At 63.9% G+C, this 22,570-nt stretch carries 21 protein-coding genes, 1 riboswitch and 1 other annotated feature; of the genes, 16 read left to right on the top strand and 5 right to left on the bottom strand.

What is annotated here, in order from left to right:
• Window positions 1-225: 225 nt before the first annotated feature.
• Together AAEU42_RS11295 and dtd are read right to left on the bottom strand one after the other, a co-directional pair.
• Window positions 226-837: an MBL fold metallo-hydrolase gene (locus AAEU42_RS11295; RefSeq protein ID WP_342233658.1), complete on the bottom strand. Its 612-nt coding sequence runs from the start codon at window positions 835-837 to the stop codon at window positions 226-228.
• Window positions 838-876: 39 nt separating this feature from the next.
• Entirely contained in the window at window positions 877-1,320 is a 444-nt protein-coding gene (gene dtd / locus AAEU42_RS11290; protein ID WP_342233657.1) for a D-aminoacyl-tRNA deacylase, read from the bottom strand.
• A gap of 285 nt (window positions 1,321-1,605) precedes the next feature.
• Between dtd and AAEU42_RS11285 the strand changes: the two genes are divergently transcribed.
• Together AAEU42_RS11285 and miaB are read left to right on the top strand one after the other, a co-directional pair.
• A complete protein-coding gene (locus tag AAEU42_RS11285) occupies window positions 1,606-2,133 on the top strand; it encodes a YgjV family protein (RefSeq protein WP_342233656.1) in 528 nt (175 codons plus the stop codon).
• Between the two features lie 317 nt (window positions 2,134-2,450).
• On the top strand, window positions 2,451-3,887 hold the full coding sequence (gene miaB / locus AAEU42_RS11280) for a tRNA (N6-isopentenyl adenosine(37)-C2)-methylthiotransferase MiaB (RefSeq protein ID WP_342233655.1): 1,437 nt from the start codon (window positions 2,451-2,453) through the stop codon (window positions 3,885-3,887).
• Window positions 3,888-4,102: 215 nt separating this feature from the next.
• Here the strand turns inward: miaB and AAEU42_RS11275 are convergent, their stop codons facing one another.
• Window positions 4,103-4,387: a DUF6809 family protein gene (locus AAEU42_RS11275; protein WP_342233654.1), complete on the bottom strand. Its 285-nt coding sequence runs from the start codon at window positions 4,385-4,387 to the stop codon at window positions 4,103-4,105.
• A 152-nt stretch (window positions 4,388-4,539) separates the two neighbouring features.
• On the opposite strand from AAEU42_RS11275, the gene mutS reads away from it, so the two are divergent.
• The 12 genes from mutS (at window position 4,540) to AAEU42_RS11220 (ending at window position 19,279) form a co-directional block, all read left to right on the top strand.
• Window positions 4,540-7,128: a DNA mismatch repair protein MutS gene (gene mutS / locus AAEU42_RS11270; protein ID WP_342233653.1), complete on the top strand. Its 2,589-nt coding sequence runs from the start codon at window positions 4,540-4,542 to the stop codon at window positions 7,126-7,128.
• A 95-nt stretch (window positions 7,129-7,223) separates the two neighbouring features.
• Complete coding sequence (locus AAEU42_RS11265; protein ID WP_342233652.1) at window positions 7,224-7,916, top strand: CPBP family intramembrane glutamic endopeptidase; 693 nt, start codon at window positions 7,224-7,226, stop codon at window positions 7,914-7,916.
• Window positions 7,917-7,965: 49 nt separating this feature from the next.
• On the top strand, window positions 7,966-9,921 hold the full coding sequence (mutL, locus tag AAEU42_RS11260) for a DNA mismatch repair endonuclease MutL (protein ID WP_342233651.1): 1,956 nt from the start codon (window positions 7,966-7,968) through the stop codon (window positions 9,919-9,921).
• Between the two features lie 72 nt (window positions 9,922-9,993).
• The gene (hfq, locus tag AAEU42_RS11255) at window positions 9,994-10,221 is read left to right on the top strand and encodes an RNA chaperone Hfq (RefSeq protein WP_342233650.1); all 228 of its coding nucleotides are present in this window, start codon (window positions 9,994-9,996) and stop codon (window positions 10,219-10,221) included.
• Between the two features lie 195 nt (window positions 10,222-10,416).
• The gene (locus tag AAEU42_RS11250) at window positions 10,417-11,649 is read left to right on the top strand and encodes a biotin/lipoyl attachment domain-containing protein (RefSeq protein ID WP_342233649.1); all 1,233 of its coding nucleotides are present in this window, start codon (window positions 10,417-10,419) and stop codon (window positions 11,647-11,649) included.
• 58 nt (window positions 11,650-11,707) lie between these two features.
• Window positions 11,708-12,418 carry a YggS family pyridoxal phosphate-dependent enzyme gene (locus tag AAEU42_RS11245; protein ID WP_342233648.1) on the top strand — a complete coding sequence of 237 codons (711 nt, stop codon included), beginning with the start codon at window positions 11,708-11,710 and terminating at the stop codon, window positions 12,416-12,418.
• A gap of 31 nt (window positions 12,419-12,449) precedes the next feature.
• Window positions 12,450-12,938, top strand: coding sequence for a cell division protein SepF (locus AAEU42_RS11240; RefSeq protein ID WP_342233647.1), 489 nt, complete (start codon window positions 12,450-12,452; stop codon window positions 12,936-12,938).
• Between the two features lie 29 nt (window positions 12,939-12,967).
• Window positions 12,968-13,708: a DivIVA domain-containing protein gene (locus tag AAEU42_RS11235; protein WP_342233646.1), complete on the top strand. Its 741-nt coding sequence runs from the start codon at window positions 12,968-12,970 to the stop codon at window positions 13,706-13,708.
• A gap of 499 nt (window positions 13,709-14,207) precedes the next feature.
• Window positions 14,208-14,429, top strand: a binding site (T-box leader).
• Window positions 14,430-14,464: 35 nt separating this feature from the next.
• Window positions 14,465-14,659: a PF20097 family protein gene (locus AAEU42_RS14575; RefSeq protein ID WP_425288211.1), complete on the top strand. Its 195-nt coding sequence runs from the start codon at window positions 14,465-14,467 to the stop codon at window positions 14,657-14,659.
• A gap of 29 nt (window positions 14,660-14,688) precedes the next feature.
• The gene (gene ileS / locus AAEU42_RS11230) at window positions 14,689-17,493 is read left to right on the top strand and encodes an isoleucine--tRNA ligase (RefSeq protein WP_342233645.1); all 2,805 of its coding nucleotides are present in this window, start codon (window positions 14,689-14,691) and stop codon (window positions 17,491-17,493) included.
• 797 nt (window positions 17,494-18,290) lie between these two features.
• A complete protein-coding gene (locus tag AAEU42_RS11225) occupies window positions 18,291-19,073 on the top strand; it encodes a YlmH family RNA-binding protein (protein ID WP_342233644.1) in 783 nt (260 codons plus the stop codon).
• Window positions 19,073-19,279 carry a DUF896 domain-containing protein gene (locus AAEU42_RS11220; RefSeq protein ID WP_342233776.1) on the top strand — a complete coding sequence of 69 codons (207 nt, stop codon included), beginning with the start codon at window positions 19,073-19,075 and terminating at the stop codon, window positions 19,277-19,279. The genes AAEU42_RS11225 and AAEU42_RS11220 overlap by 1 nt, the downstream gene beginning before the upstream one ends.
• Window positions 19,280-19,321: 42 nt before the next feature.
• On the opposite strand, the gene AAEU42_RS11215 is transcribed toward AAEU42_RS11220, so the two are convergent.
• Complete coding sequence (locus tag AAEU42_RS11215) at window positions 19,322-20,521, bottom strand: cation:proton antiporter (protein ID WP_342233643.1); 1,200 nt, start codon at window positions 20,519-20,521, stop codon at window positions 19,322-19,324.
• A 48-nt stretch (window positions 20,522-20,569) separates the two neighbouring features.
• Window positions 20,570-20,643, bottom strand: a riboswitch (Fluoride riboswitch).
• A gap of 35 nt (window positions 20,644-20,678) precedes the next feature.
• Entirely contained in the window at window positions 20,679-21,089 is a 411-nt protein-coding gene (locus AAEU42_RS11210) for a helix-turn-helix domain-containing protein (protein ID WP_342233642.1), read from the bottom strand.
• Window positions 21,090-21,269: 180 nt separating this feature from the next.
• Between AAEU42_RS11210 and AAEU42_RS11205 the strand changes: the two genes are divergently transcribed.
• On the top strand, window positions 21,270-21,740 hold the full coding sequence (locus AAEU42_RS11205) for an RNA polymerase sigma factor (protein WP_342233641.1): 471 nt from the start codon (window positions 21,270-21,272) through the stop codon (window positions 21,738-21,740).
• Window positions 21,737-22,522, top strand: a complete 786-nt coding sequence (locus AAEU42_RS11200; RefSeq protein ID WP_342233640.1) for a hypothetical protein — start codon at window positions 21,737-21,739, stop codon at window positions 22,520-22,522. Before AAEU42_RS11205 ends, AAEU42_RS11200 begins: the two co-directional genes overlap by 4 nt.
• The last annotated feature ends 48 nt before the right edge of the window (window positions 22,523-22,570 follow it).

Genomic DNA, 22,570 nt, shown 5'->3' with positions numbered 1-22,570 from the left:
TTTTGGAAAGAGAGGGGATGGGGATAAAAAGGTATCACAAAGGGGGTAGGTTCCCCTCATCAGTCTCGCTGCGCTCGACAGCTTCAACGACTTTGCTTGCATCAAGCGGCCCTAAGCGATGGCTAAGGGCCGCTAGACCCCAGGGGAAGCCTTTTATGGGAGTTTCCCCCCGGAGGGCGCCTTCCCTTGGAGGACGGTGCCCCGCGGGGGAGGATGAGGGGGACCTTACCCGTCCGCCAGGGCTTCCCGCATATAGTAGTTGCCCTTCCGCTCGGCCTCCAGGGTGGAAAAGCCCTCGTGGCCGGGGAGGACCTGGAAATCCCCCTCCAGCTCGCCCAGCCGCTTCAAAGAGGCCATGATCTCCTCATAGCTGCCGCCGGGCAGGTCGGTGCGGCCCATGGACCCGGCAAAGAGGGTGTCCCCGGTGAAAAGGATGTCCCGGCACTTGAGCACCACCGAGCCCTTGGAGTGGCCGGGGGTGTGGAGGACCTCCACGTTCAGGTTCCCCAGCTTTACCACGTCCCCGTCCCGCCAGAGGGTCACGTCCCCCAGGGCGGCGGTGGGCATGAGGGGGTCGGACTTCCCCGCGTCCTCCGGGTGGAGGTAGACGGGGATATTGCCCAGCCGCTCCAGCAGGTCGGCCACCCCGCCCACGTGGTCGTAGTGGCCGTGGGTGAGAAAGACGGCCCGGATGGTGAGCCCCGCCTCCCTGGCGGCGTCCACCAGCTCGGGGGCGGGGGCGCCGGGGTCGATGACGGCGGCGGCGCCGCTCTCCTCATCCCCCAAAAGGTAGCAGTTTGTATATACGGAGGGTAGAAACAGATGCTTAATTACCATTTGTATTCTCCTTGCCCTGGGGACGGATCGGATCCGCCCCTACAAAATGTCGGTGTCCAGCAGGATGGTGACGGGGCCGTCGTTCTGGGAGTAGACCTGCATATCCGCACCGAACTCGCCGTGCTCCACGTGGAAGCCCCGCCCCTCGCACTGGGCCAGAAAGCGCTGGTAGAGGGGGATGGCCACGTCGGGACGGGCGGCGCCGGTGAAACCGGGGCGGCGGGACTTGCAGTCGGCGTAGAGGGTGAACTGGGAGACCACCAGCAGCGAGCCCCCCACCTGCTCCAGGTTCCGGTTCATTTTGCCGTTTTCGTCCTCAAAGACCCGAAGGCCGCAGACCTTGTCGGCCAGCCGGTCGGCCTGGGTCTCGGTGTCCGTGGGGGCCACGCCCAGCAGGACGAGGAAGCCGCCGCCGGTCTCCCCCACCGTTTCCCCGGCGATATCCACCCGGGCGTTCTTCACTCTCGTTACCACCGCGCGCATCCGCAGGTCCTCCCCCGTGAAAGGTTTTTGAACTTTTATTATAACCTTTTCGGATAAAAAGGTCAACAAAGGGGCTGGTTTGGTTCTGTGACTTTCGGCGCGGTTGAGTTGGAGGGAACAGGTTGAAATGGTCAAAGGTGGAGAAGTAAAATTTGGGGCGGCGTTATTTTTGGCGAAGCAGGATTCTTTGCAATGTGGAGGGCAATCCATTATAATGCTCTTAAAGTACGTCTTGGGCACATAAGGCGCACTTGACAGATTGGGATTTGTGGGGAGAAGTTTAAGTTGACAAAATCATACATAGTTATTCAAATTATAGGCTTCATGGGAACTATATTGTTCTTTGTATCGTTCCAGTGTCGAAACAATAAGACATTATTCCGATTTCAATTTCTATCTTACTTGTTATATACAATTCATTTACTTCTTTTAGGAGCTACAACTGGGGGAATAAGTTATATTATAAACGCCATTCGTTCGTTTTGCTTAAGCAGCAGGTGGGACTTTGGCAGAAGCAAAAAAATGTGTATAATTATCTGCTTTATGCAGGTTGCTGTATTGATACTTACCTGGGTCGGATGGATTAGTATATTACCTGTTGCAGCAAATGTAGCAGTTACCATTGGGGCATATACTTATAATGCGAGAACAATACGATTGGTGACTATGCTAATTAATTCACCGCTTTGGATGATTTATAATATTATTGTTGGAGCGTGGGCGGGAATAATTGATGAAGCGGTAAGCGAAATTTCCATCGGAATTTCTATTGCCAGGTATGGCTGGAAAAATCTCGGAAGTGAACAGGAATGACTTCCGGTTTGCCGGGCTAATTTTCCTTCGTTTTATTGGTAAAATGCGTCTTTGTCAGCATTCCCATCGCAAAAGAGGGCCTATCGGCGGCAAGCCGACAGGCCCTCTTTCGTTTCAAGGCCGTGTCTCCCGCCGCGCAAAAGGTCGCCCCGCGAAACGCTTTGCGGCCGGGTCCTTTCCCCCGCCTGCCCCCTGTGGGGGCGGCCTCTTTTGGAGGCGGGCTTTTTTCTTGAAAAAACCATGTCTCCGCCTTGAATTATCTCAAGAAAAATGGTATGATTTTTAGTTGAAAGTATGTGAAAAACGGAGGAACGCACTTGGACCGACAGACCATCCGAATCGCCCCGGAGGACATCGCCCGCCAGGGGGAATTTTGTGAAAAGATACACGAGCGGCTGGCCTCCCTGCCGGCCCAGCCCTTGGCTTTTGTGGACACTTACGGCTGCCAGCAGAACGAGGCAGACTCGGAACGCATCCGGGGCTACCTGGGCTCCATGGGCTACGGCTTCACGGACTCTGAGGAGGACGCGGACGTCATCGTCATCAACACCTGCGCCATCCGGGAGCACGCCGAGGACCGGGTGCTTGGCAACGTGGGGGCCCTGGTCCACGCCAAGCGCCGCCACCCCGGGCAGATCATCTGCCTGTGCGGCTGCATGGCCCAGGAGCCCCAGGTGGCCGAGAAGATCCGCCAGTCCTACCGGCACGTGGACCTCCTGTTCGGCCCCCACGCCCTGTGGAAATTTCCCGAGCTGCTCTACCGGGTGCTGACCCGGCGGGGCAGGGTCTTTGAAAACACCGACGAGCCCGGCTCCATCGCCGAGGGGATCCCCGTGGTGCGGCAGAACGGCGTGAAGGCCTGGGTGTCCATCATGTACGGCTGCAACAATTTCTGCTCCTACTGCATCGTCCCCTACGTCCGGGGCCGGGAGCGGTCCCGGAAGCCGGAGGACGTGCTGGCGGAGGTGGAGGAGCTGGCCCGGGCGGGATACCGGGACATCACCCTTTTGGGCCAAAACGTGAACTCCTACGGCAAGGACCTGGGCCTGGACATGGATTTCGCCGACCTGCTGGAGGCGGTGAACGCCATCCCCGGCGACTTCCTCATCCGCTTCATGACCAGCCACCCCAAGGACGCCTCCCAGAAGCTCTTCGAAACCATGGCCCGGTGCGAGAAGGTGGCCCCCGTGTTCCACCTCCCCTTCCAGGCGGGGAGCGACCGGGTGCTGAAGGCCATGAACCGGGTCTACGACCGGGCGGGCTACCTGGACAAGGTGCGCCGCCTGCGGGAGCAGGTCCCAGACGTGGTCATCACCTCCGACGTGATCGTGGGCTTCCCCGGGGAGACCACCGAGGAATTTGAGGAGACCCTCTCCCTCATCGAAGAGGTCCGCTTCGACGCCCTCTTCACCTTCATCTACTCCCCCCGGGCGGGGACCCCGGCGGCCGGGATGGACGACCCTATGCCCGCCGCCGAGAAGCACGCCAACTTCGACCGGCTGGTGGCCGCCCAGAACGCCATCTCCGCCGAAAAGCACGCCGCCTACGTGGGGAAAACCCTGCGGTGCCTGGTGGATGCCGCCGGGGACGACCCCCGGTATCCCCTGGCTGCCCGGACCCCGGGGAACCGGCTGGTGCGGCTGGCGGACGGGGCGGCGGATCTGGTGGGCACCTATCAGAATGTGGAGATCACGGGGGCCAATACCTGGTCCCTCTTCGGAAAGCTGGCCCCGGCGGGGACGCGGGGGAAATAAAAAATGGCTCTTTGAGCTATTTTTTACGGCATACGGCCCCTCTGGGGCCATGCCTGGGATTTTAGGCCGCGGCCGGGACGGCCGCATGCCGTTTTTTATAGCTTGCCGCAGGCAAGCTATAAAAAACAGCGGGAAGCGCTGTTCGTTACGGCGCCGGGCGGCAAAGACATAAAAAACGGGCCAAACTTGATGTTTGGCCCGTTCCGGTCCACAGCTTACTCTCGGCTTTTCTCCTGCGTTTCCGGGTGGACAAGCTCGATCCCCATGGACAGTCCGCACTGGAAGAGGGTCTTTTCCTCGATGGAGCGGGAGAGCTCCACGCTGTCCAGGTAGCGCTCCAAAACGGCGCTCTCCGGCTGGTCCAGCCGGGCGCGGAGCTGGGCCAGGGCCTCCTCGGCGGTTTTTTGGCTTTTGTTATACTCCACGTGCCGGGGGGCGAGGTAATGCTCGAAACGCTCTTCGTAGGCAAATTGCATCAGGTGCGAGAGTAAGTCGGACATGGAACGTCATCTCCATTTCGCAGTTGTTCTGAAACCAAAAGGTCGGTTAAGTCCTATTATAGTATTTCCGGCCCTGGTTGCCAAGAATGGATTTTCCAAATATTGCATGATATGGCCCCAGACGCACACAGAGAAAAAAGGAGGCACCCCCTATGGCAGAAGGCACCCCCATGATGCTGCAATATCACAAGATCAAGGCCGACCACCCCGACTGCATCCTCTTTTTCCGCCTGGGGGACTTCTACGAGATGTTCAACGAGGACGCCAAAACGGCCTCCCGGGAGCTGGAGCTGACCCTCACCAGCCGGGACCGGACCCGGCCCCCCGAGGAGCGCACCCCCATGTGCGGGGTGCCCTACCACGCCGCCGAGGCCTACATCTCCCGCCTCATCGCCAAGGGCTACAAGGTGGCCATCTGCGAGCAGATGGAGGATCCGGCCACCGCCAAGGGCCTGGTGGACCGGGACATCATCCGCATCGTCACCCCCGGCACGGTCATCGAGGAGACCATGCTGGAGGAGGGGAAGAACAACTTCCTGTGCGCATTGTGCCTAGAGGAGGAGAAGGCGGGGTTGTGCTTCGCTGACCTGTCCACCGGAGAGGTGTCGGCCACCGGCTTTGCCGGGCCGGGCTGGCGGGAGCACGTGGAAAACGAGCTGGGCCGCTTTTCCCCCCGGGAGGTCCTGCTCTCTTCCGAGGCCTGGGAGGACCCCCTGCTCCAGGACTTCCTCCGGTCCCGGCTGGACTGCCGCCGGGAGCGGGGCGGGGAGGAGGCCTTCGCGCCGGGCCCCGCCGCCCGGGCGGTGGAAAAGCAGTTCGGGCCGGGGGCGGAGGGGCTGCCCGCCGGGCCGGTGACCCGGTGCGTGGGGGCCCTGATGAGCTATCTCTACGACACCCAGAAAACCGACCTCTCCCACCTGTCCAGCGTCAATTACTACACCACCGGGGAGTTCATGGAGCTGGACCTCACCGCCCGGCGGAACCTGGAGCTCACCGAGACCCTCCGGGGAGGCGAGAAGAAGGGGAGCCTGCTGTGGGTGCTGGACAAGACCTGCACCCCCATGGGCCACCGGCTCATCCGCTCCTGGCTGGAGCGGCCCCTCCTCTCCCCCGTCCAGATCGGCAAGCGCCAGGGGGCGGTGGCCGACCTCGTGGGGGACTCGGTGGCCCGGCAGGAGATCGCCCGGGAGCTGAAGGAGGTCACCGACCTGGAACGGCTTATCGGCCGGGTGGTCTACGGCACCGCCGGGGGCCGGGATTTGGTGTCCCTGTCCAGGGGTCTGGGGCGGCTGCCCGACCTGCGGCTCCTCCTCTCCCCCTTTCAATCCTCCCTGCTCTCCGTCCTGCGGGAGAGCCTGGACGACCTGGCCGACCTGCGGGGGCAGATCGATGCCGCCTTCGTGGAGGAGCCCCCCTTCTCCGTCCGGGAGGGCGGCTTCATCCGGGACGGCTACGACGCCGAGGTGGACCGGCTGCGGGGCATTCTCACCGGCGGCAAGGACATGGTGGCCGCCATGGAGGCCCAGGAGAAGGAAAAGACGGGCATCAAGAGCCTGAAGGTGGGCTTCAACAAGGTGTTCGGCTACTACATCGAGGTGTCCAAGGCCAATTATGCCCAGGTGCCCGATACCTATATCCGCAAGCAGACCTTGGTGAACTGCGAGCGGTTCATCACCCCCGAGCTCAAGGAGATGGAGCACACCATTCTCACCGCCCAGGACCAGCTTACCGCCCTGGAGTACCAGCTCTTCTGCCAGGTGCGGCAGGCGGCCGCCGACCGGGTGGCCGACATCCAGCGCTCCGCCGCCGCCGTGGCCCAGGTGGACGTGCTGTGCTCCTTCGCCCGGGTGGCCGCCGAGAACGGCTACTGCATGCCCCAGGTGGATCTCAGTGACGTCATCGACATTTCCGAGGGCCGCCACCCCGTGGTGGAAAAGACCCGGAAGGGGGAGCTTTTCGTCCCCAACGACACCCACATGGACGGGAAAGAGGACATGGTGAGCATCATCACCGGCCCCAATATGGCGGGTAAATCCACCTATATGCGGCAAGTGGCCCTCATCGTCCTCATGGCCCAGATGGGCTCTTTTGTCCCCGCCAAGGCCGCCCGGGTGGGCATCGTGGACCGGGTGTTCACCCGCATCGGGGCCAGCGACGACCTCTCCGCCGGCCAGTCCACCTTTATGGTGGAGATGACCGAGGTGGCCGAGCTGTTGAAAAACGCCACGGCCAAAAGCCTCCTCATTTTGGACGAGATCGGCCGGGGCACGTCCACTTACGACGGCATGGCCATCGCCCGGGCGGTGCTGGAGTTCTGCGCCGACCGCAGGCGTCTGGGGGCCAAGACCCTCTTCGCCACCCACTACCACGAGCTCACCGACCTGGAGGGGGAGATCGGCGGGGTGAAGAACTACAACATCGCCGCCAAGAAGAAAAAGGACGACATCCTGTTTCTGCGGAAAATCGTCCGGGGCCCCGCCGCCGCCAGCTACGGCATCGAGGTGGCCAAGCTGGCCGGGGTGCCCGACAAGGTGATTTCCCGGGCAAAGGTGATCCTGGACCAGCTGGAGACCGAGGGGGTGCCCCTGCCCGCCGTCTCCGCCGCCCCGGAGGACGGACAGTTCTCCCTGGGGGATCTGGGAGCCCAGTCCGTGGCCGACCGTCTCCGGGCGGTGGATGTGGATACCCTGACGCCCATCGAGGCCATGAACCTTCTGTATGAGATGAAGAAGGAGCTGTGACGGGGCGGGCCGCCGTCCCCCCCTTCCCCCGCGGCGGCGGTTTTCCCCGTTTAAGCCTGCGGATGACCCAAACAGAAAAGAAAGGAGGCCCGCCCATGTTCCGCCGTTCCTGGAAATCGAAAATGACCAGCTCCGAGCGCCAGCGGGGGTGGGTCTTCTTCGCGCTTTACCTGCTGGTGTTCCCCTACCTGAACAGCTGGGCCCAGAGGATGCTGCTGGGCGAGGGGGAGCCCCTCACCGCCGAGGCCAACGTGGTCTATTACTCCCTCCTCTTCGTCCTGGCCCTGATGGTGTTCTGGAGCTTTTTGAAAAGCGACTTTGTAGACCTGCTGGACTGGCTGCCCGAGAACCTCTTCGGCCTGCTGGCGGGCTTTGCCGGGGCGGAGATCCTCCATTTCCTGGTGGACTTTCTCCCCCTCCCGGTGGCCGACCCGATCCCGGCCCAGTACGCCGCGGAGTTCGCCCTGGCCCCCCTCCCCACCGCCGTGCTGGTGCTGGTGCTCATCCCCGTCATCGAGGAGGCCCTCTTCCGGGGGCTGGTCTTCGGTTCCCTGCGGCGGTACAGCCGGGTGCTGGCCTATGTGGTCACCATCCTGGGGTATGCCCTGGCCTGTGTGTGGCGGTACGCCATTGACCTGGGGGACCCCAGGTACCTCCTGCTGACGATCTGCTACCTGCCCATGTCGGCGGCCCTGACCTGGTGCTACGACAACGGCGGCTCCATCTGGGGCAGTGTGGGGCTCCACACCGCCATCAACGCCTTTGTTCTGGCCCTGGCCCTGCACTGAACCAAAGCCCGGCGCCCTCGAGTTTACCGATGGAAAGGAAGGTGACGACATGCCTCACATTCAACAGCTGGATTCCCACGTGGCCGACCTCATCGCCGCTGGCGAGGTGGTGGAACGGCCCGCCTCGGTGGTGAAGGAACTGGTGGAAAACGCCATCGACGCCCAGGCCCACGCCATCACGGTAGAGATCCAGAACGGGGGCATGTCCCTCATCCGGGTCACCGACGACGGCTGCGGCATCGCCCCCGGAGAGGTGGAGACCGCCTTCCTCCGCCACGCCACCTCCAAGATCCGCAGCGAGTACGACCTGGAGGCCATCGGCACCCTGGGCTTCCGGGGGGAGGCCCTGGCCGCCATCGCCTCGGTGGCCCGGGTGGAGCTGCTGACCCGCCGGCTGGAGGACACCCTGGGCACCTCCCTCACCCTGGAGGGGGGCGTGGTCACGGGGAAGGAGGAGGCGGGCTGTCCCGCGGGGACCACCCTGCTGGTGCGGGACCTCTTCTACAATACCCCCGCCCGGCTCAAGTTCATGAAAAAAGACGCCGCCGAGGGGGCGGCCTGTCTGGCCGCCGTCCAGCGCCAGGCCTTGGCCCACCCCGAGGTGAGCTTCAAGTTTTTGAAGGACGGGAAGCAGGAGCTGCTGACCCCCGGGGACAGCCAGCTGCGCTCCGCCCTCTACGCCGTGCTGGGCCGGGACATGGCCTTGGGCTTTACCAAGGTGGAGGGCAGCGGCGAGGGCATGACGGTGTCCGGCTTCACCTCCCTCCCCGCCTGCTGCCGGGGGACCAGGGGGTATCAGTTCTTCTTCGTCAACGGCCGGTACATCAAGTCCAAGACCATGACCGCCGCCGTGGAGCAGGCCTACGCCAACCAGCGGATGGTGGGCAAGTTCCCAGGCTGCGTCCTCCACCTGACCACCAAGCTGAACGCCGTGGACGTGAACGTCCACCCCACCAAGCAGGAGGTGAAGTTCGGCGCCGAGCGGCAGGTCTTTTCGGCGGTGTACTACGCCGTCCTGGCCGCCCTGGGGGCCGACCAGTCCCGCCCGGCGGCGGTGGTGGCCGCCCCCAAGGCCCACGACACGGTGACCGGGCGGCAGACCACCTTGCCGCTTCATGACTTTACCGCGCCCAAGGCTCCTCGTGCATGGCCGGAACGGCCCGCGGGAGGGGCGGGGGGCGCTGTCTTGACGAAGGGTTCCCCTCATCCGTCATTTGCTGCGCAAATGCCACCTTCCCCCGGGGGGAAGGCTTTAGGGACGGGGGTTTCCCTTGGGGAAAGCCAGCCTGCCATGGGGCAGAGGGCTGAGGAGAGACCTTCCGTGTTGCCGGGGGCCGATGGGCCTGAGGCCGCGCCCTCGGAGCGGCAAATCCCGCCCTCTCCCCCGCCCGTCCAAAGGCCGGAACCCAGGGAGCCGGAGCCCCCGGCGGAGGAGCCGGAGATCCCCTGGCGGGTGGCCGGGGAGCTGTTCCGTACCTACATTCTGGTGGAGCAGGGGGACAAGGCCCTGCTCATCGACAAGCACGCCGCCCACGAGCGGATGAACTTTGACCGGATGCGGGCCCAGGACTACCAGCCCATGTCCCAGGAGCTTCTGACCCCCACGGTGTTCACCCCCGCCCCCGAGGAGGGGGCCGCCCTGCTGGACCACCTGGAGGAGCTGGAGGGGCTGGGCTTCGAGGTCACCGATTTCGGCGGAGGGTCTCTGGCCGTCCGGCGGATCCCCGACTACGTGGACCCCGGCGACATCGAGGCCACCCTCACCGAGGTGGCCGGAAAACTCCTGGCCACCGGCGCCGCGGGGGACGCCCAGCGCCGGGACGAGATCCTCCACACCATGGCCTGCAAGGCCGCCATCAAGGGGGGCTGGAAAAACGCCCCGGAGGAGCTGGCCCGGGTGGCCAAGGCCGTCATGGCCGGAGAGGTCAAATACTGTCCCCACGGCCGGCCGGTGGCCATAGAGCTGACCCGGAGCCAGCTGGAAAAGCAGTTCAAGCGGGTCTGACAGAAACCGACGGGATTCGACCTGAATTTGGTATATTATGGAAACATCTGATAGAGAAAGGATGTTTCCCCTATGTCCAGACCCAACGACCTGCAGGATTTGTTTCTCTCCCGCGCCCGCCGCGCCCAGGAGCCGGTGACTTTGTTCCTCATGAACGGCTTCCAGATGCGGGGTAAGATCGCCGGCTTCGACCCCTTTGTGGTGGTGCTGGTGACCGATGGAAAGCAGCAGATCATTTACAAACACGCCATTTCCACCGTGGTGCCGGAGCACCCCATTGACCTGACCCCCGATACATAAGTCCCCCATCCGGCTTCCGCCGGGCGGGGATCCCTTCAGAAATGAAATCCTCGGCCGGCAAAACCACCCTGCGGGGACCCTCCGCCGCCATTGGCGGCCGGGAGGTCCACGGCGCCATTGGGCGCCGCCCCATCCGCGATGGGGCCCCAAAGGGCTGCTTTCCAGCGTGCCGTCCTCGAAAGAGAGGCCTGCCCCATGAAGCAGGGTACCATCCTCAACCGAATCGTGATGCTCCTGTTTCTGCTGGCCATCCTGCTCTATTTCGGCGGGGCGGCCTGGCGGAGCTTCCGGGACCCCTACCCCACCGTCCAGGCCTACGCCTACGCCGTGGACGACGCGGTGGAGGCCACCGGCTACCTGGTGCGGCAGGAGACCGTGCTCTCCGGCACCGGGGGCATCGTCCGCCTCATCCCCTCTGAGGGGGAAAAGGTGGCGGCGGGATCCACCGTGGCCGTGCTCTACGCCGACGAGGCGTCGGTGGAGCGGTCCAACCGGCTGGAGGCTTTGGAGCAGGAGGCCCAGCAGATGTCCGCCGCCATCGCCGCCGCCGGGAGCCAGGGCGACCAGTCCAACCAGAACGTCATCGACGCCATGGTGGAGCTGCGCTCGTCGGTGGAGGCGGGGGACTTCACCCATCTGGAAAACGAGACCCTCTCCTTTAAAAGCGCCGTGTTCCAGCAGGCCCTGCGCTACGGCAACGCCGACGACCTTACCGCCGCCCTGGACAGCACCCGGCGGGAGATCGACGTCCTGAGGGCCCAGGCGGCCCAGGACATGGGCCGGATCACCGTGGGACAGAGCGGCATTTTTTCCGGCCAGGTGGACGGGTATGAGGACATCCTCACCCCCGCCGCCCTGGAGGGGCTCTCCCCCTCCTATCTGGACCAGCTGGAGGGGCAGAGCGTCCACACCGGGGCCGACGCCTTGTGCAAGCTGATCACCGATACCACCTGGTATTTCATCTGCCCCCTGTCCGAGGCCGACGCCTCCCGCCTGCTGGAGGGGGGCACCGTCACCGCCCGGTTCTCCCGGGACTGGTCGGGGGAGGTGAAGATGACGGTGGAGCGCATCAGCGCCCCGGAAAACGGCCGGGTGGCCGTCACCCTGTCCTCCACCCGGTTTCTCTCCAACACCACCCTGCTCCGCCGCCAGACGGTGGATCTGATCTTCTCCTCCCAAAGCGGCATCCGGGTGCCCACCGCCGCCGTCCGCATGGACGAGGCCGGGGTCACCGGCGTGTATGTTCAGGTGGGGGCCAAGGCGGAGTTCAAGCCCGTGTCCGTGCTGGCCCAGGGGGAGGACTACTACCTGGTGAAGCCGGTGCTGGCGGTGGATGCCCCGGAAAAGGAAGAGAAAAAGGCCCTCCGGCCGGGGGACCCGGTCATCGTGGCCAGCCAGGAGATCTGGGACGGCAAAGTGGTGGATTGATCCCGCCGGGCCGGTCCCGCGGGGAGCTTTGTCAGTTATAGAAAGAGAGGTATTCGTCATGTCACTGGAAGCAAATGTCCGTCAGGTGAAGGAAACCATTGCCCGGGCCGCCCGTGAGGTGGGCAGGGACCCCGCTGAGATCACCCTGGTGGCCGCCACCAAGGTCCAGACCGACGACACCGTCCGTGCCGCCATTGCCGCCGGGATCACCGTCTGCGGGGAGAACCGGGTCCAGGAGATGACCGCCCATCTGGAGGCCGACGCCTACGCCGGGGCCGCCCTCCACTTTATCGGCCACCTCCAGACCAATAAGGTGAACAAGGTGGTGGGCCGGGTGGACCTCATCGAATCGGTGGGCTCCGAGCATCTGTTGGAGGCCATCGAGAAGGAGGCCGCCAAGCTGAACATCGTCCAGGACATCCTTCTGGAGGTGAACGTGGGGGGCGAGGAGAGCAAATCCGGCATCGCCCCCGGCGAGGTGGAAAACCTGGCCCGGAAGGCGCGGGAGATGCCCCATGTGCGCCTGAGAGGCCTTATGGCCATCCCTCCGGTCGCGGGTCCCGACGGAAATCGTGGATTTTTCCGGGAAATGTACCAGCTTTATGTTGACATAAAACGAAAAATGGATGATAATAAATCTGACATTGACTGCCTTTCCATGGGAATGAGCGGCGATTACGCCGACGCCGTCCGGGAGGGGGCCACCCTGGTCCGGGTGGGCACGGCCCTCTTCGGGGCCCGGCCGCCCATGGGCGTCAAGGCAAATTGAGGAACCACGAATTTTTAGGAGGAACCGGAACATGGGATTTCTGGATGAACTGAAACGAATTGCCCGCCCCTATGAGGATGAGGACGAGGATGAGGGCTTTGACGACTTCGACGCCATGGGCACCGGCCGGCTGGACCGCACCGCGGTGAAGGAAAAGCCCGCCCCCCGGCAGGAGACGGCCTCCCTCTACGACACCGAGCGCCCCGAGCGGCGGAGCAATAAGGTGGTCAACATCCACACCACTACCCAGCTCCAGGTGGTGCTGGTGAAGCCCGACCGGTTCGAGAACGCCGCCGAGATCGCCGACCACCTGCGGGAGAAGCGCACGGTGGTGCTGAACCTGGAGTCCACCAACAAGGACGTGGCCCGGCGGCTGCTGGACTTCCTCTCCGGCGTGGCCTACGCCCAGGAGGGCAAGATCAAGAAGGTGGCCATCTCCACTTACATTATCACCCCCTACAACGTGGACATTCTGGGGGATTTGATCGACGAGCTGGAAAACAACGGGCTGTACTTCTAAAAAATAAGATAAAAAGCGTGGGATGAACGATGCTGACTCCGCAGGAAGTGGCCGAGCACGCCTTTGCCAAGGCGTCCTTCGGCGGCTACAATATGGCCATGGTGGACGAGTTTCTGGACTTGCTCACCGGCGATTACACCACCCTTTACAAGGAGAACGCGGCCCTCAAGGCCAAGATGAAGGTGCTGGCGGACAAGGTGGAGGAATACCGCTCCACGGAGGACGCCATGCGCAAGGCTCTGCTGTCCGCCCAGAAGATGGCCGACCAGATGGTGGCCGAGGCGGAGGACAAGAAGGCGGCCCTGCTGGACCAGGCGGAGCGGGAGGTCAACGAGAAAATGGCCGGCCTGCGCCAGGAGGTGGAGAACGAGCAGCTGCGCCTCACCGCCGCCCAGAACGCCACGGCGGCCTACATCTCCAAGCTGAAGGACCTCTACCAGCACGAGATGGATTATTTGAGCGGCCTTTCCAAGCTCACCGCCGCCCCCGCCAAGCCCGACTTTGTGGCCCAGGCGGCCGACGCCATCGGCGACGCGGTGGAGAAGGCTGTGGAGAAGGAGCTGCCCGAAGAGGCGGAAGAGCCCACCGCTCCCCTTGAGGGGGACAGCCTCTATGAGGAGCTGAAGAAAGGCCCGGCCCGCCACGCCGGGGCCGAGGAGGCCCCGGAGGCTGAGGCGGAGGAAGACGACACCGTGGAGGAGGACGAGTCCCCCACCCAGCGCATCGACTTCAACCATTTGAAGTTCGGGAAGGACTACGAGATCAAATGAGGGAAAGCCCCCCGGCCGTAAGGCCGGGGGCTTCTTTTTGTGCGCACGCCTGGGCGCGGCAGGTCTTAGGCTTCCCCTGGGGGAAGCTGTCTGCGAAGCAGACTGATGAGGGGAACTTATCTCTTTAGCAGGGCTTTTGCTATTACCCTCAGTTCCCCTCATCCGTCAGCCCTTCGGGCTGCCACCTTCCCCCAGGGGGAAGGCTAAAGACCAACCTTCTGTCAAGAACACGTCAGCGGCCAAGCGGCGCAAGGAGAACCACGAGTCGCACAGACGCACCCGTGTTTATACCCCTTCTTCGAGCAGTAGACCTGCTACTAAAAAGGGAGCCTGCGCGCAGGTCAGCACCAGAGACTTTTCTTTGGGGGTCTGGGGGATGTTTCTTTTCCTCGGGAAAAGAAACATCCCCCAGAAGCACGCACGTCCCGACGTGCAATCAGTCAACGTAACCCCATTTCCCCCTTGACATCCCTGCCCAAAGCGGATAAAATGCTTGAAGTGAAACGCTGTGACGAGGACAAGTAACCCCCTATCCCGCCCAGAGAGCCGCCGGTGTGGTGCAAGGCGGAGGGGAAAAGGGGCGAAGACATCACCTCCGAGCGACGGGGCTGAACCAGCAGTAAGCCCCGGCGGCTGGCACCGTTATCCGCCGACGAGGGGCCATGGCTTTGTCCATGGCAACAAGAGTGGTACCGCAGAGGTTTGCGCCTTTGTCTCTTATCGGGAGACAAGGGCGCTTTTTGTTGAGGTGATGTTATGATCTGTCCCCAATGCGGAAAAGAAATGCGGGCCGGCCGCATGACGGCGGGTGGGTATTGGATCCGCTGGATCTCCGAGGAACCGGCCAGCTTTCCGGCGGAGAGAGTCACCATCAGCCCCTTTTCCCTAAGCGCCAAAGGCGTTCCCGCCTACCTCTGCGACGACTGCCGGAAAGCGATTGTAGAATACTAAAAACTTTCACATAAAAGGAGAATCCACCCATGGACTACAACAAGACCGTACACCTGCCCGAGACCGACTTCCCCATGCGGGCGGGCCTGCCCAAGCGGGAGCCCGACATGCTGGGCGCCATGTACGAAAAGGATCTCTACCACAAGATGGTGAAGCGCAACGAGGGCAAGCCCACCTTCATCCTCCACGACGGCCCCCCCTACGCCAACGGCAACATCCACATCGGCACCGCCCTCAACAAGATCTTGAAGGATATCATCGTCAAGTCCAAGAACATGATGGGCTTCTGCGCCCCCTATGTCCCCGGCTGGGACACCCACGGCCTGCCCATCGAGTCCGCTATTTTGAAGGACAAGAAGGTCAAGCGGGAGGAGCTGACCACCGCCGAGTTCCGGGACAAGTGCCGGGAATACGCCCTGTCCTTCGTGGACAAGCAGCGCGAGCAGTTCCAGCGCTTGGGGGTCCTGGGCGAGTGGGACGACCCCTACCTGACCCTCAAGCCGGAGTTCGAGGCCCGGCAGATCGAGGTCTTTGGCCAAATGGCGGAAAAAGGCCTCATCTACAAGGGCATGAAGCCGGTGTACTGGTGCCCCCACGACCAGACCGCCCTGGCCGAGGCGGAGATTGAGTACGCCGACGACCCCTGCACCACCCTCTTCGTCAAGTTCCTCGTCCGGGACGATAAGGGCAAGCTGGCCCAGTACGCTGACCTGTCCAAGACCTTCTTCGTCATCTGGACCACCACCCCCTGGACCATCCCCGGCAACATGGCCATCTGCGTCAACGCCGGGTTCGACTACGTGCTGCTGAAGGCCCCCAACGGGGAGACCTATATTCTAGCCGAGGAGCTGGCCCCCTCCGTGTGCAAGGCCGCGGGCATCGACTTCGCCGCCTGTACGGTCCTGGCCAAGCTTAAGGGCGACCAGTTCGAGCTGATGACCGCCAAGCACCCCCTCTTCGACCGGGAGAGCGTGCTGCTGTGCGGCGACCACGTGACCCTGGACGCCGGCACCGGCTGCGTCCACACCGCCCCCGGCTTCGGCGCGGACGACTTCAACATCTGCCGCCAGTACGACCAGGAGGGCCTGACCCACATCGGCACCCCCGTGCCGGTGAACGCCAAGGGGGTCATGACCGACGAGCGCTACAACGGCCAGTTCTACGCCAAGGGCAACGACCTGGTGGTGGAGGACCTGGAGAAAGAGGGCTTCCTTCTGGCCAAGGAGAACATCACCCACTCCTACCCCCACTGCTGGCGGTGCAAGCACCCCATCATCTACCGGGCCACCGAGCAGTGGTTCTGCTCCGTGGACGCCATCAAGCAGGCGGCGGTGGACGCCTGCGAGGACATCCGCTGGAAGCCCGATTGGGGCAAGGAGCGGATGATCTCCATGATTTCCGAGCGCAACGACTGGTGCATCTCCCGCCAGCGGGTGTGGGGCGTGCCCATCCCCATCTTCTACTGCGACGACTGCGGCGCCGACATCGTCACCCCCGAGACCATCGCCCGGGTGGCGGAGCTCTTCCGGGCCCACGGCTCCAACGTGTGGTTCGACCGGGAGGCCAAGGACCTGCTGCCCGAGGGCTTCGTCTGCCCCAAGTGCGGCAAGGCCCACTTCTCCAAGGAGACCGACATCATGGACGTGTGGTTCGACTCCGGCTCCACCTGGGCCGCCGTCTGTGAGGAGCGGGACTATCTGAAGTACCCCGCCGACCTCTACCTGGAGGGCGGCGACCAGTACCGGGGCTGGTTCCAGTCCTCCATGCTCACCTCCATCGCCACCAACGGCGTGGCCCCCTACAAGCAGATCGTCACCCACGGCTGGACCGTGGACGGCGAGGGCAAGGCCATGCACAAGTCCCTGGGCAACGCCGTGGGGCCCGAGGAGGTCATCAAGGACTACGGCGCGGACATGCTGCGGCTGTGGGTCTCCTCCGCCGACTACACCCAGGACATGCGCATTTCCGGGGAAATCATGAAGCAGCTCTCCCAGGCGTACCTGAAAATCCGGAACACCGCCCGGTACATGCTGGGCAACCTGGCGGGCTTCGACCCGGACCGGGACATGGTGGCCTATGACAAGCTGGCCGAGCTGGACAAGTTCGCCCTCCACGGCTTCAACGCCCTGGTCAAGACCGTGCGGGAGGCATACGACCGCTACGAGTTCCACGCCGTCTACCGGGCGGTGTACAACTTCTGCGTCATCGACATGTCCAACCTCTATCTGGACGTCATCAAGGACCGGCTCTACTGCGGGGAGGAGGCCGACCGGCGCTCCGCCCAGACCGCCCTTTATCTCATCCTGGACGGCATGACCCGGCTCATCGCCCCCATCCTGGCCTTCACCTCCGACGAGATTTGGGCCGCCATGCCCCACGCCAAGGCCGACAACGGCGAGAGCGTGGTGCTCAACGACATGCCCGACTACCGCGCCGAGCTGGCCCTGTCCGAGGCCGACGAGGTCCGCTGGGGCCTGCTGATCTCCGTCCGGGACGCCGTGAATAAGGCCCTGGAGAACGCCCGGGCCGCCGGGGTCTTCAAGAAGGCCCAGGATACCGAGGTCACCCTCTCGGTGGAGGGGGAGAAGGACGCTGAATTCCTGCGGGGCGTCGATTTGGCGGCGCTGTGCATCGTGTCCAAGGTCACCGTGACCACGGAGGCTGTGGAGGGCGAGAAGGCGGAGGACTGCCTGGTGCCCTGCACCATCGCCGTGAAGCTGTCCGAGGCCCCCAAGTGTGTGCGGTGCTGGAACCACGACGAGCACGTGGGAGAGGATGGGGCGCATCCTGAGCTGTGCCCCCGGTGCGCGGGGGTCGTCGGGAAGATGGGGTGAGTGCCCACCTTTCGGAAGGTGGTGCCTCCTGGGGGACCATCTTTTCCGCGTGGAAAAGATGGCACCCCCAGACCCCCCAGAAAAGACGCTTGGGGGAGAGTTTCGACTCTCTCCCCCAAGACCCCCTCTCAACGACCAAAGGAGGGGGACTGCGGTCCCCCTCCCTTTGGAAACCTCCCCAAGCTGTCCACAAGAGCGTGTGAAAACCCCGGGGCCGCACTTCGCAGCGGCCCCGGGGTTCGTTTTTCTACGCCCTTAGCCTTCCCCTTGGGGGAAGGTGGCAGCGGCGAAGCCGCTGACGGATGAGGGGCCATAGCGTGAAGAAAACTTGCCGGTGGCAAGTTTTTAGCGGTGGCCGGCCAGCTATGCTGGCCGGGGCCGTGTGAGGAGAACATTCCCCCCATCAGTCTCGCTTCGCTCGACAGCTTCCCCCAGGGGAAGCCTAAAACCTGCCGAAACCCGGACCCGTTACGGAGTAAGGAGACGGGGTTTTCCCACCTCCGCAAGAACAGCCCCGGGAGATAATCCAGCCAAGGGGGCTGAGGCCCCCTTGGCTGGTCGTTGAGAGGGGGTCCAGGGGGAGAGAGTCGAAACTCTCCCCCTGGGCTTCTTTCCCTCCCCTTTCTTCACGAAGAGAGGGGAGCCGCCGGAGGCTGGGCCTTCACGGGGAATCAATCAGCGGATTTATGAGCGTGTAAAGAGTCTGAAAGATGCGTTGACAGAGAAGGCCTGATATGATAGCATCAAAATTCAAGAAGTGTGGCAAGTTATATTTAGAAGAGGGGTATTGACGCCCAGTGACAAAAACAGAGCTTTTGAATCAGGTGGCCCAGTCCGGAGAGGAGCGGCTGTTCCTGGCCCGGGTCCTGGACAAGCTGGAGACCGCCCAGCGGGGGGCCCCCGCCTGCACCTTCTTCCTTTCGGAGGCCCAGCAGGAGGCCGCCGGCCGCCTGATCGCCGCGGCGGGGCATCCCCGCCACCTCTTCTCCGGCGGATTTGAGGACGCCGAACGGAAGGTGTGCGCCTTCCTCCCCGACTGGCAGGAGGAGGCGGACTGGGAGCCGCCCTTTGCCGCCCTCCGGTGCCGCTGGCAGTCGGGGGAGGCCCTCACCCACCGGGATTTCCTGGGGGCCATTCTGGGCCAAGGGCTGGACCGGGAGAAGGTGGGGGACATCCTGGTGCGTCCCGGCGTCTGCGACGTGCTGGTATTCCGGGAGCTGTGCCCCTTCCTCCTCCAGAATTGGGACGGGGCCGGCCGGGCAAAATTAAAGGTAGAGGAGATCGGCCTGGAGGAGGTGGAGCCGCCCCTGGTGGAGGTGCGGACCCACCGGGACACCGTGTCCTCCCCCCGGCTGGACGCCGTGATGGCCTCCGGCTTCTCCATGGGCCGGGGCAAGGCCGCCGGGCTCATCTCCTCGGGCAAGGTGGAGCTGAACCACCGCCCCTGCGTCAAGCCCGACCGGGCGGTGGAGCAGGGGGACGTGATCACCTGCCGGGGCCTGGGGAAGTGCCTGCTTAAGGAGATGGGCGGCGTGTCCAAAAAAGGCCGTATCATGTTAGTATTGGAGCGATATGTATGATCACACAGGAGCAGATCGACCGTATCAACGCCCTGGCCCGGAAGTCCCGGACCCCCGAGGGCCTGACCGAGGCCGAGAAGGAAGAACAGGCCGCCCTCCGGGCGCAGTACGTGGCGGCGGTGCGGGAGAGCCTGACGGCCAACCTGGAGAACACCTACATCCAGGAGCCGGACGGCACCAAGCACAAGCTGGGGAAAAAAGAGTGAACAGAGAGCGGGCCCCCCAGGGGGCCCGCTCTTTCTTCCGGTTCAGCCGCGGCGGCGGAGAAGCCGGGGGGCGGCCAGGTCCATGCCCATGGCCCCCAGGGGGGCGGTGATGAGGATGGCCAGGACGGCCACCGAGAGGATCAGCTTTCCGCAGGGCAGGCCGGCGGCCAGCGGCACGGACCCGATGGCGGCCTGGACGGTGGCCTTGGGCAGGTAGGCGATGACGCAGAAGAGCCGTTCCCGGGCAGACAGGGCGGTCCCCACAAGGCAGAGGAGCACCCCCACGGAGCGGATGGCCAGGGCCAGCAGGATCATGGCCAGGGCGGCTGGGCCGGCGGCCAGGGTATAGCGGACGTCCACCGCGGCGCCCACCAGGACGAAAAGGATGACCTCGGCCGCCAGCCACAGCTTTCCAAACTTTTCCGCCAGCCGCCGGGAGACCCGGGGGTCGCTTTTCTGCCGGAGGACGCAGGCCATGGCCATGACGGCGAGGAGGCCGGAGAGGGGCAGCTTGCCCGTCAGCCAGGTTTCCGCCGCCGTGAGGAGGAAGGCCGTGCCCAGCACCACGATGACCTTCATGCTGTTGCGCACCAGGTGACGGTGGACGTAAGCCGTCTCAAAAAACAGGGCCAGGAACAGGCCGGCGGCGGCCCCCAGCAGGATGCCCAGAAGGATGGAGAGGGGGATCCCGGCAAAATCCAGGAGGGAGGCGGGGCCCCCCTGGGCCATGCCCAGGAAGGTGGAGAAGAGGACCACCACAAATATGTCGTCCATGGAGGCCCCCGCCAGAATGAGCTGAGGGATATTTTTGTCCGTGCCCTGTCCCGTCTCCATGAGGTGGACCATCTTGGGCACCACCACGGCGGGAGAGACCGCCCCCAGGACGGAGCCCATAAGCCCGGCCTCCAGGGTGGTGATCCCCAGCAGGCGGGGGGCCAGGAGGGTGAAGGCCCCGATCTCACACAGGGCCGGGAGAAAGGACATGAGGGCGGCGGGCCGCCCCACCTGTTTCAGTCCCTCCAGGTCCAGGGAGAGCCCGGCCTTGATGAGAATGATGATGAGGGCCATTTTCCGCAGGTCGGCGGAGATGCCCAGGATGGACGGGTCCAGCAGGTCCAGGGCGAAGGGGCCCAGGACGATGCCTGTGACCAGCATCCCGATGAGCCGGGGCAGCCGGAGCCGCTGGCAGAGCGCGGCCGCGGCCAGCCCCACCAGAAAGATCAGGGCGAGAGACGTCAGCATAAAAAATCCTCCTTCAGACGCAAAAAAGCTGATGCTTTCTGCGACTGTAAAATCACAGAAGTCATCAGCTTTCAATCAGCGGTTCCGGTTGCCCGAGGGAGAACTTCATTCCCTTTTATATTATTATATGCCCCGGACCGCCGGTTTGTCAAGGCAGTCAGCTCTTGTTCCGCAGGAGGCTGATCCCGGCGCAGGTCAGCCCCAGGCCCATCAGGGAGAAGCCGGAGTAGAAGTCCAGCTTTCGCAGGGCGGAGAGTACGACGACGGCGACCCCCATCGCCAGGGCGGCGGCCTTGAAGACAAGGTCGAGGACGCGGTCTATCTCGGCCCACCCGCCCCGCTGGGCCGGGACGGCCCGGGCCTGGAGCAGCTCGTCCACCGAGACCCCGAAAAGCTCCGCCAGCCGGGGCAGGACGTTCACGTCTGGGCAGGAGATGTCCCGCTCCCACTTGGACACCGCTTTGTCAGTGACCCCCATTTGTTCCGCCAGCTCCGCCTGGGTCATGCCCCGGCCTTTGCGCAGGGCCGCCAGCATGGCCCCCATGGTCATTTTCGTCGGCTGTTCCATGTTGTATGTTCTCCTGTCCTGTGGATTTGGGCCGGGCTCTGGCCCCGGCGTCCTTGGTTCATCATACCACCATTTCCCCGGGAGAAAAACCGCCGGGGAGTAGAATTGGGTAGATTTTTAGTTGAGGGGTGAAAAAATACGCCCCGCTCAAACGTGTTATAGGTGAAGGGAGTTGAGCAAATGGAGCTGTCCGAGCAAGAGATCCGCCGGGTGGTGGAGGCATACAGCCCCATGCTCCTCCGGGCCGCGATGACACGGGTATCCACCCCAGCCGACGCGGAAGACGCGGTGCAGGACGTATTTGTCCGGCTGCTGACCAAGGCCCCCCGTTTCCGGGACGGGGAGCACGAGAAGGCGTGGCTGCTGCGCGCCACCCTGAACCGGGCCAGCGACCTGCGCCGGGGCCGGCGTGACGACGCCCCCCTGGATGAGGCCCTCGCCGTATCCGCCGAGGACAATGACGGCTCCCTCCTTTCCGCTGTCCGCGCCCTGCCCGAGGCGTACAGCGCCGTGATCCATCTCTATTATTACGAGGGCTATTCCATCCAAGAGATCGCCAGGCTGCTGGCGCTCCCCTCCCCCACCGTGGGGACCCGCCTGGCCCGTGGGCGCAAACGCCTGCGGGAACTATTGAAGGAGGACGACACATGAACCGAAGGACCTACCGTGCCGAAATGGATGCCGTTTCGTTCCGTCCCGACTTCCAGGAGCGGACGGTGGCGCGCCTGACCGCCCTGGCCCGAGAAAAGGAGAACGCGCCGATGAAAAAGTTCAATATGAGGACCGGCCTGATCGCCGCCGCCCTGGTGGCCGCCCTGGCCGTCACCGCTTCCGCCGCCGTGGCCCTGCTCAGCCCCAAACAGGTGGCCGAGGCGGTGGGAGACCCCGCCCTGGCCCAGGCCTTCCAGAGTGACGGGGCGGTAGCCATGGACGCCGCCGCCCGGGTGGGGGACTATGACGTCACCCTGGCGGGACTGGTCAGCGGCCAAGGGCTGTCCAGCCTGACCCAGGAGGTGGACACCGGCCGGACTTACGCCGTGCTGTCCATCGCCGCCGCCGACGGCAGCCCCCTCACCGACGCCGCGGTGGGGCTCACCGCCAGCCCCCTGGTGGAGGGCTATCTCCCCTGGCAGGTCAACGCCTGGACCCTGGGCGGCGGATATTCCAGCTTCGCCCTGGACGGCCGGGTATACTACCTCTTCGAGTGCGACAGCCTGGAGGTCTTTGCCGACCACACCGTCTATCTGGCGGTCTACGCCGGGGAGCACCAGATCCCCTCCGCCGAGATCTTCGCCGTGGACGGGGAAGGGGCCATCTCCTACCAGGACGGGCAGGACGGGACCCTCTTTACCCTTCCTCTGGACCAGAGCAAGGCCGACCCGGCTCAGGCCGAGGCCCTGACGGGCACAGCCCCCATCTATCGGGGAAACTGAGGGGGTAAAAAAACGGGGACTTCTCATTTGAGAAGTCCCCGTTTTTAT

The organism is Pseudoflavonifractor phocaeensis (assembly GCF_038439875.1).
Taxonomy (GTDB): domain Bacteria; phylum Bacillota; class Clostridia; order Oscillospirales; family Oscillospiraceae; genus Vermiculatibacterium.
Note: the sequence above shows the minus strand (reverse complement) of the source record. Positions and strands in the feature narration are given on the sequence as shown.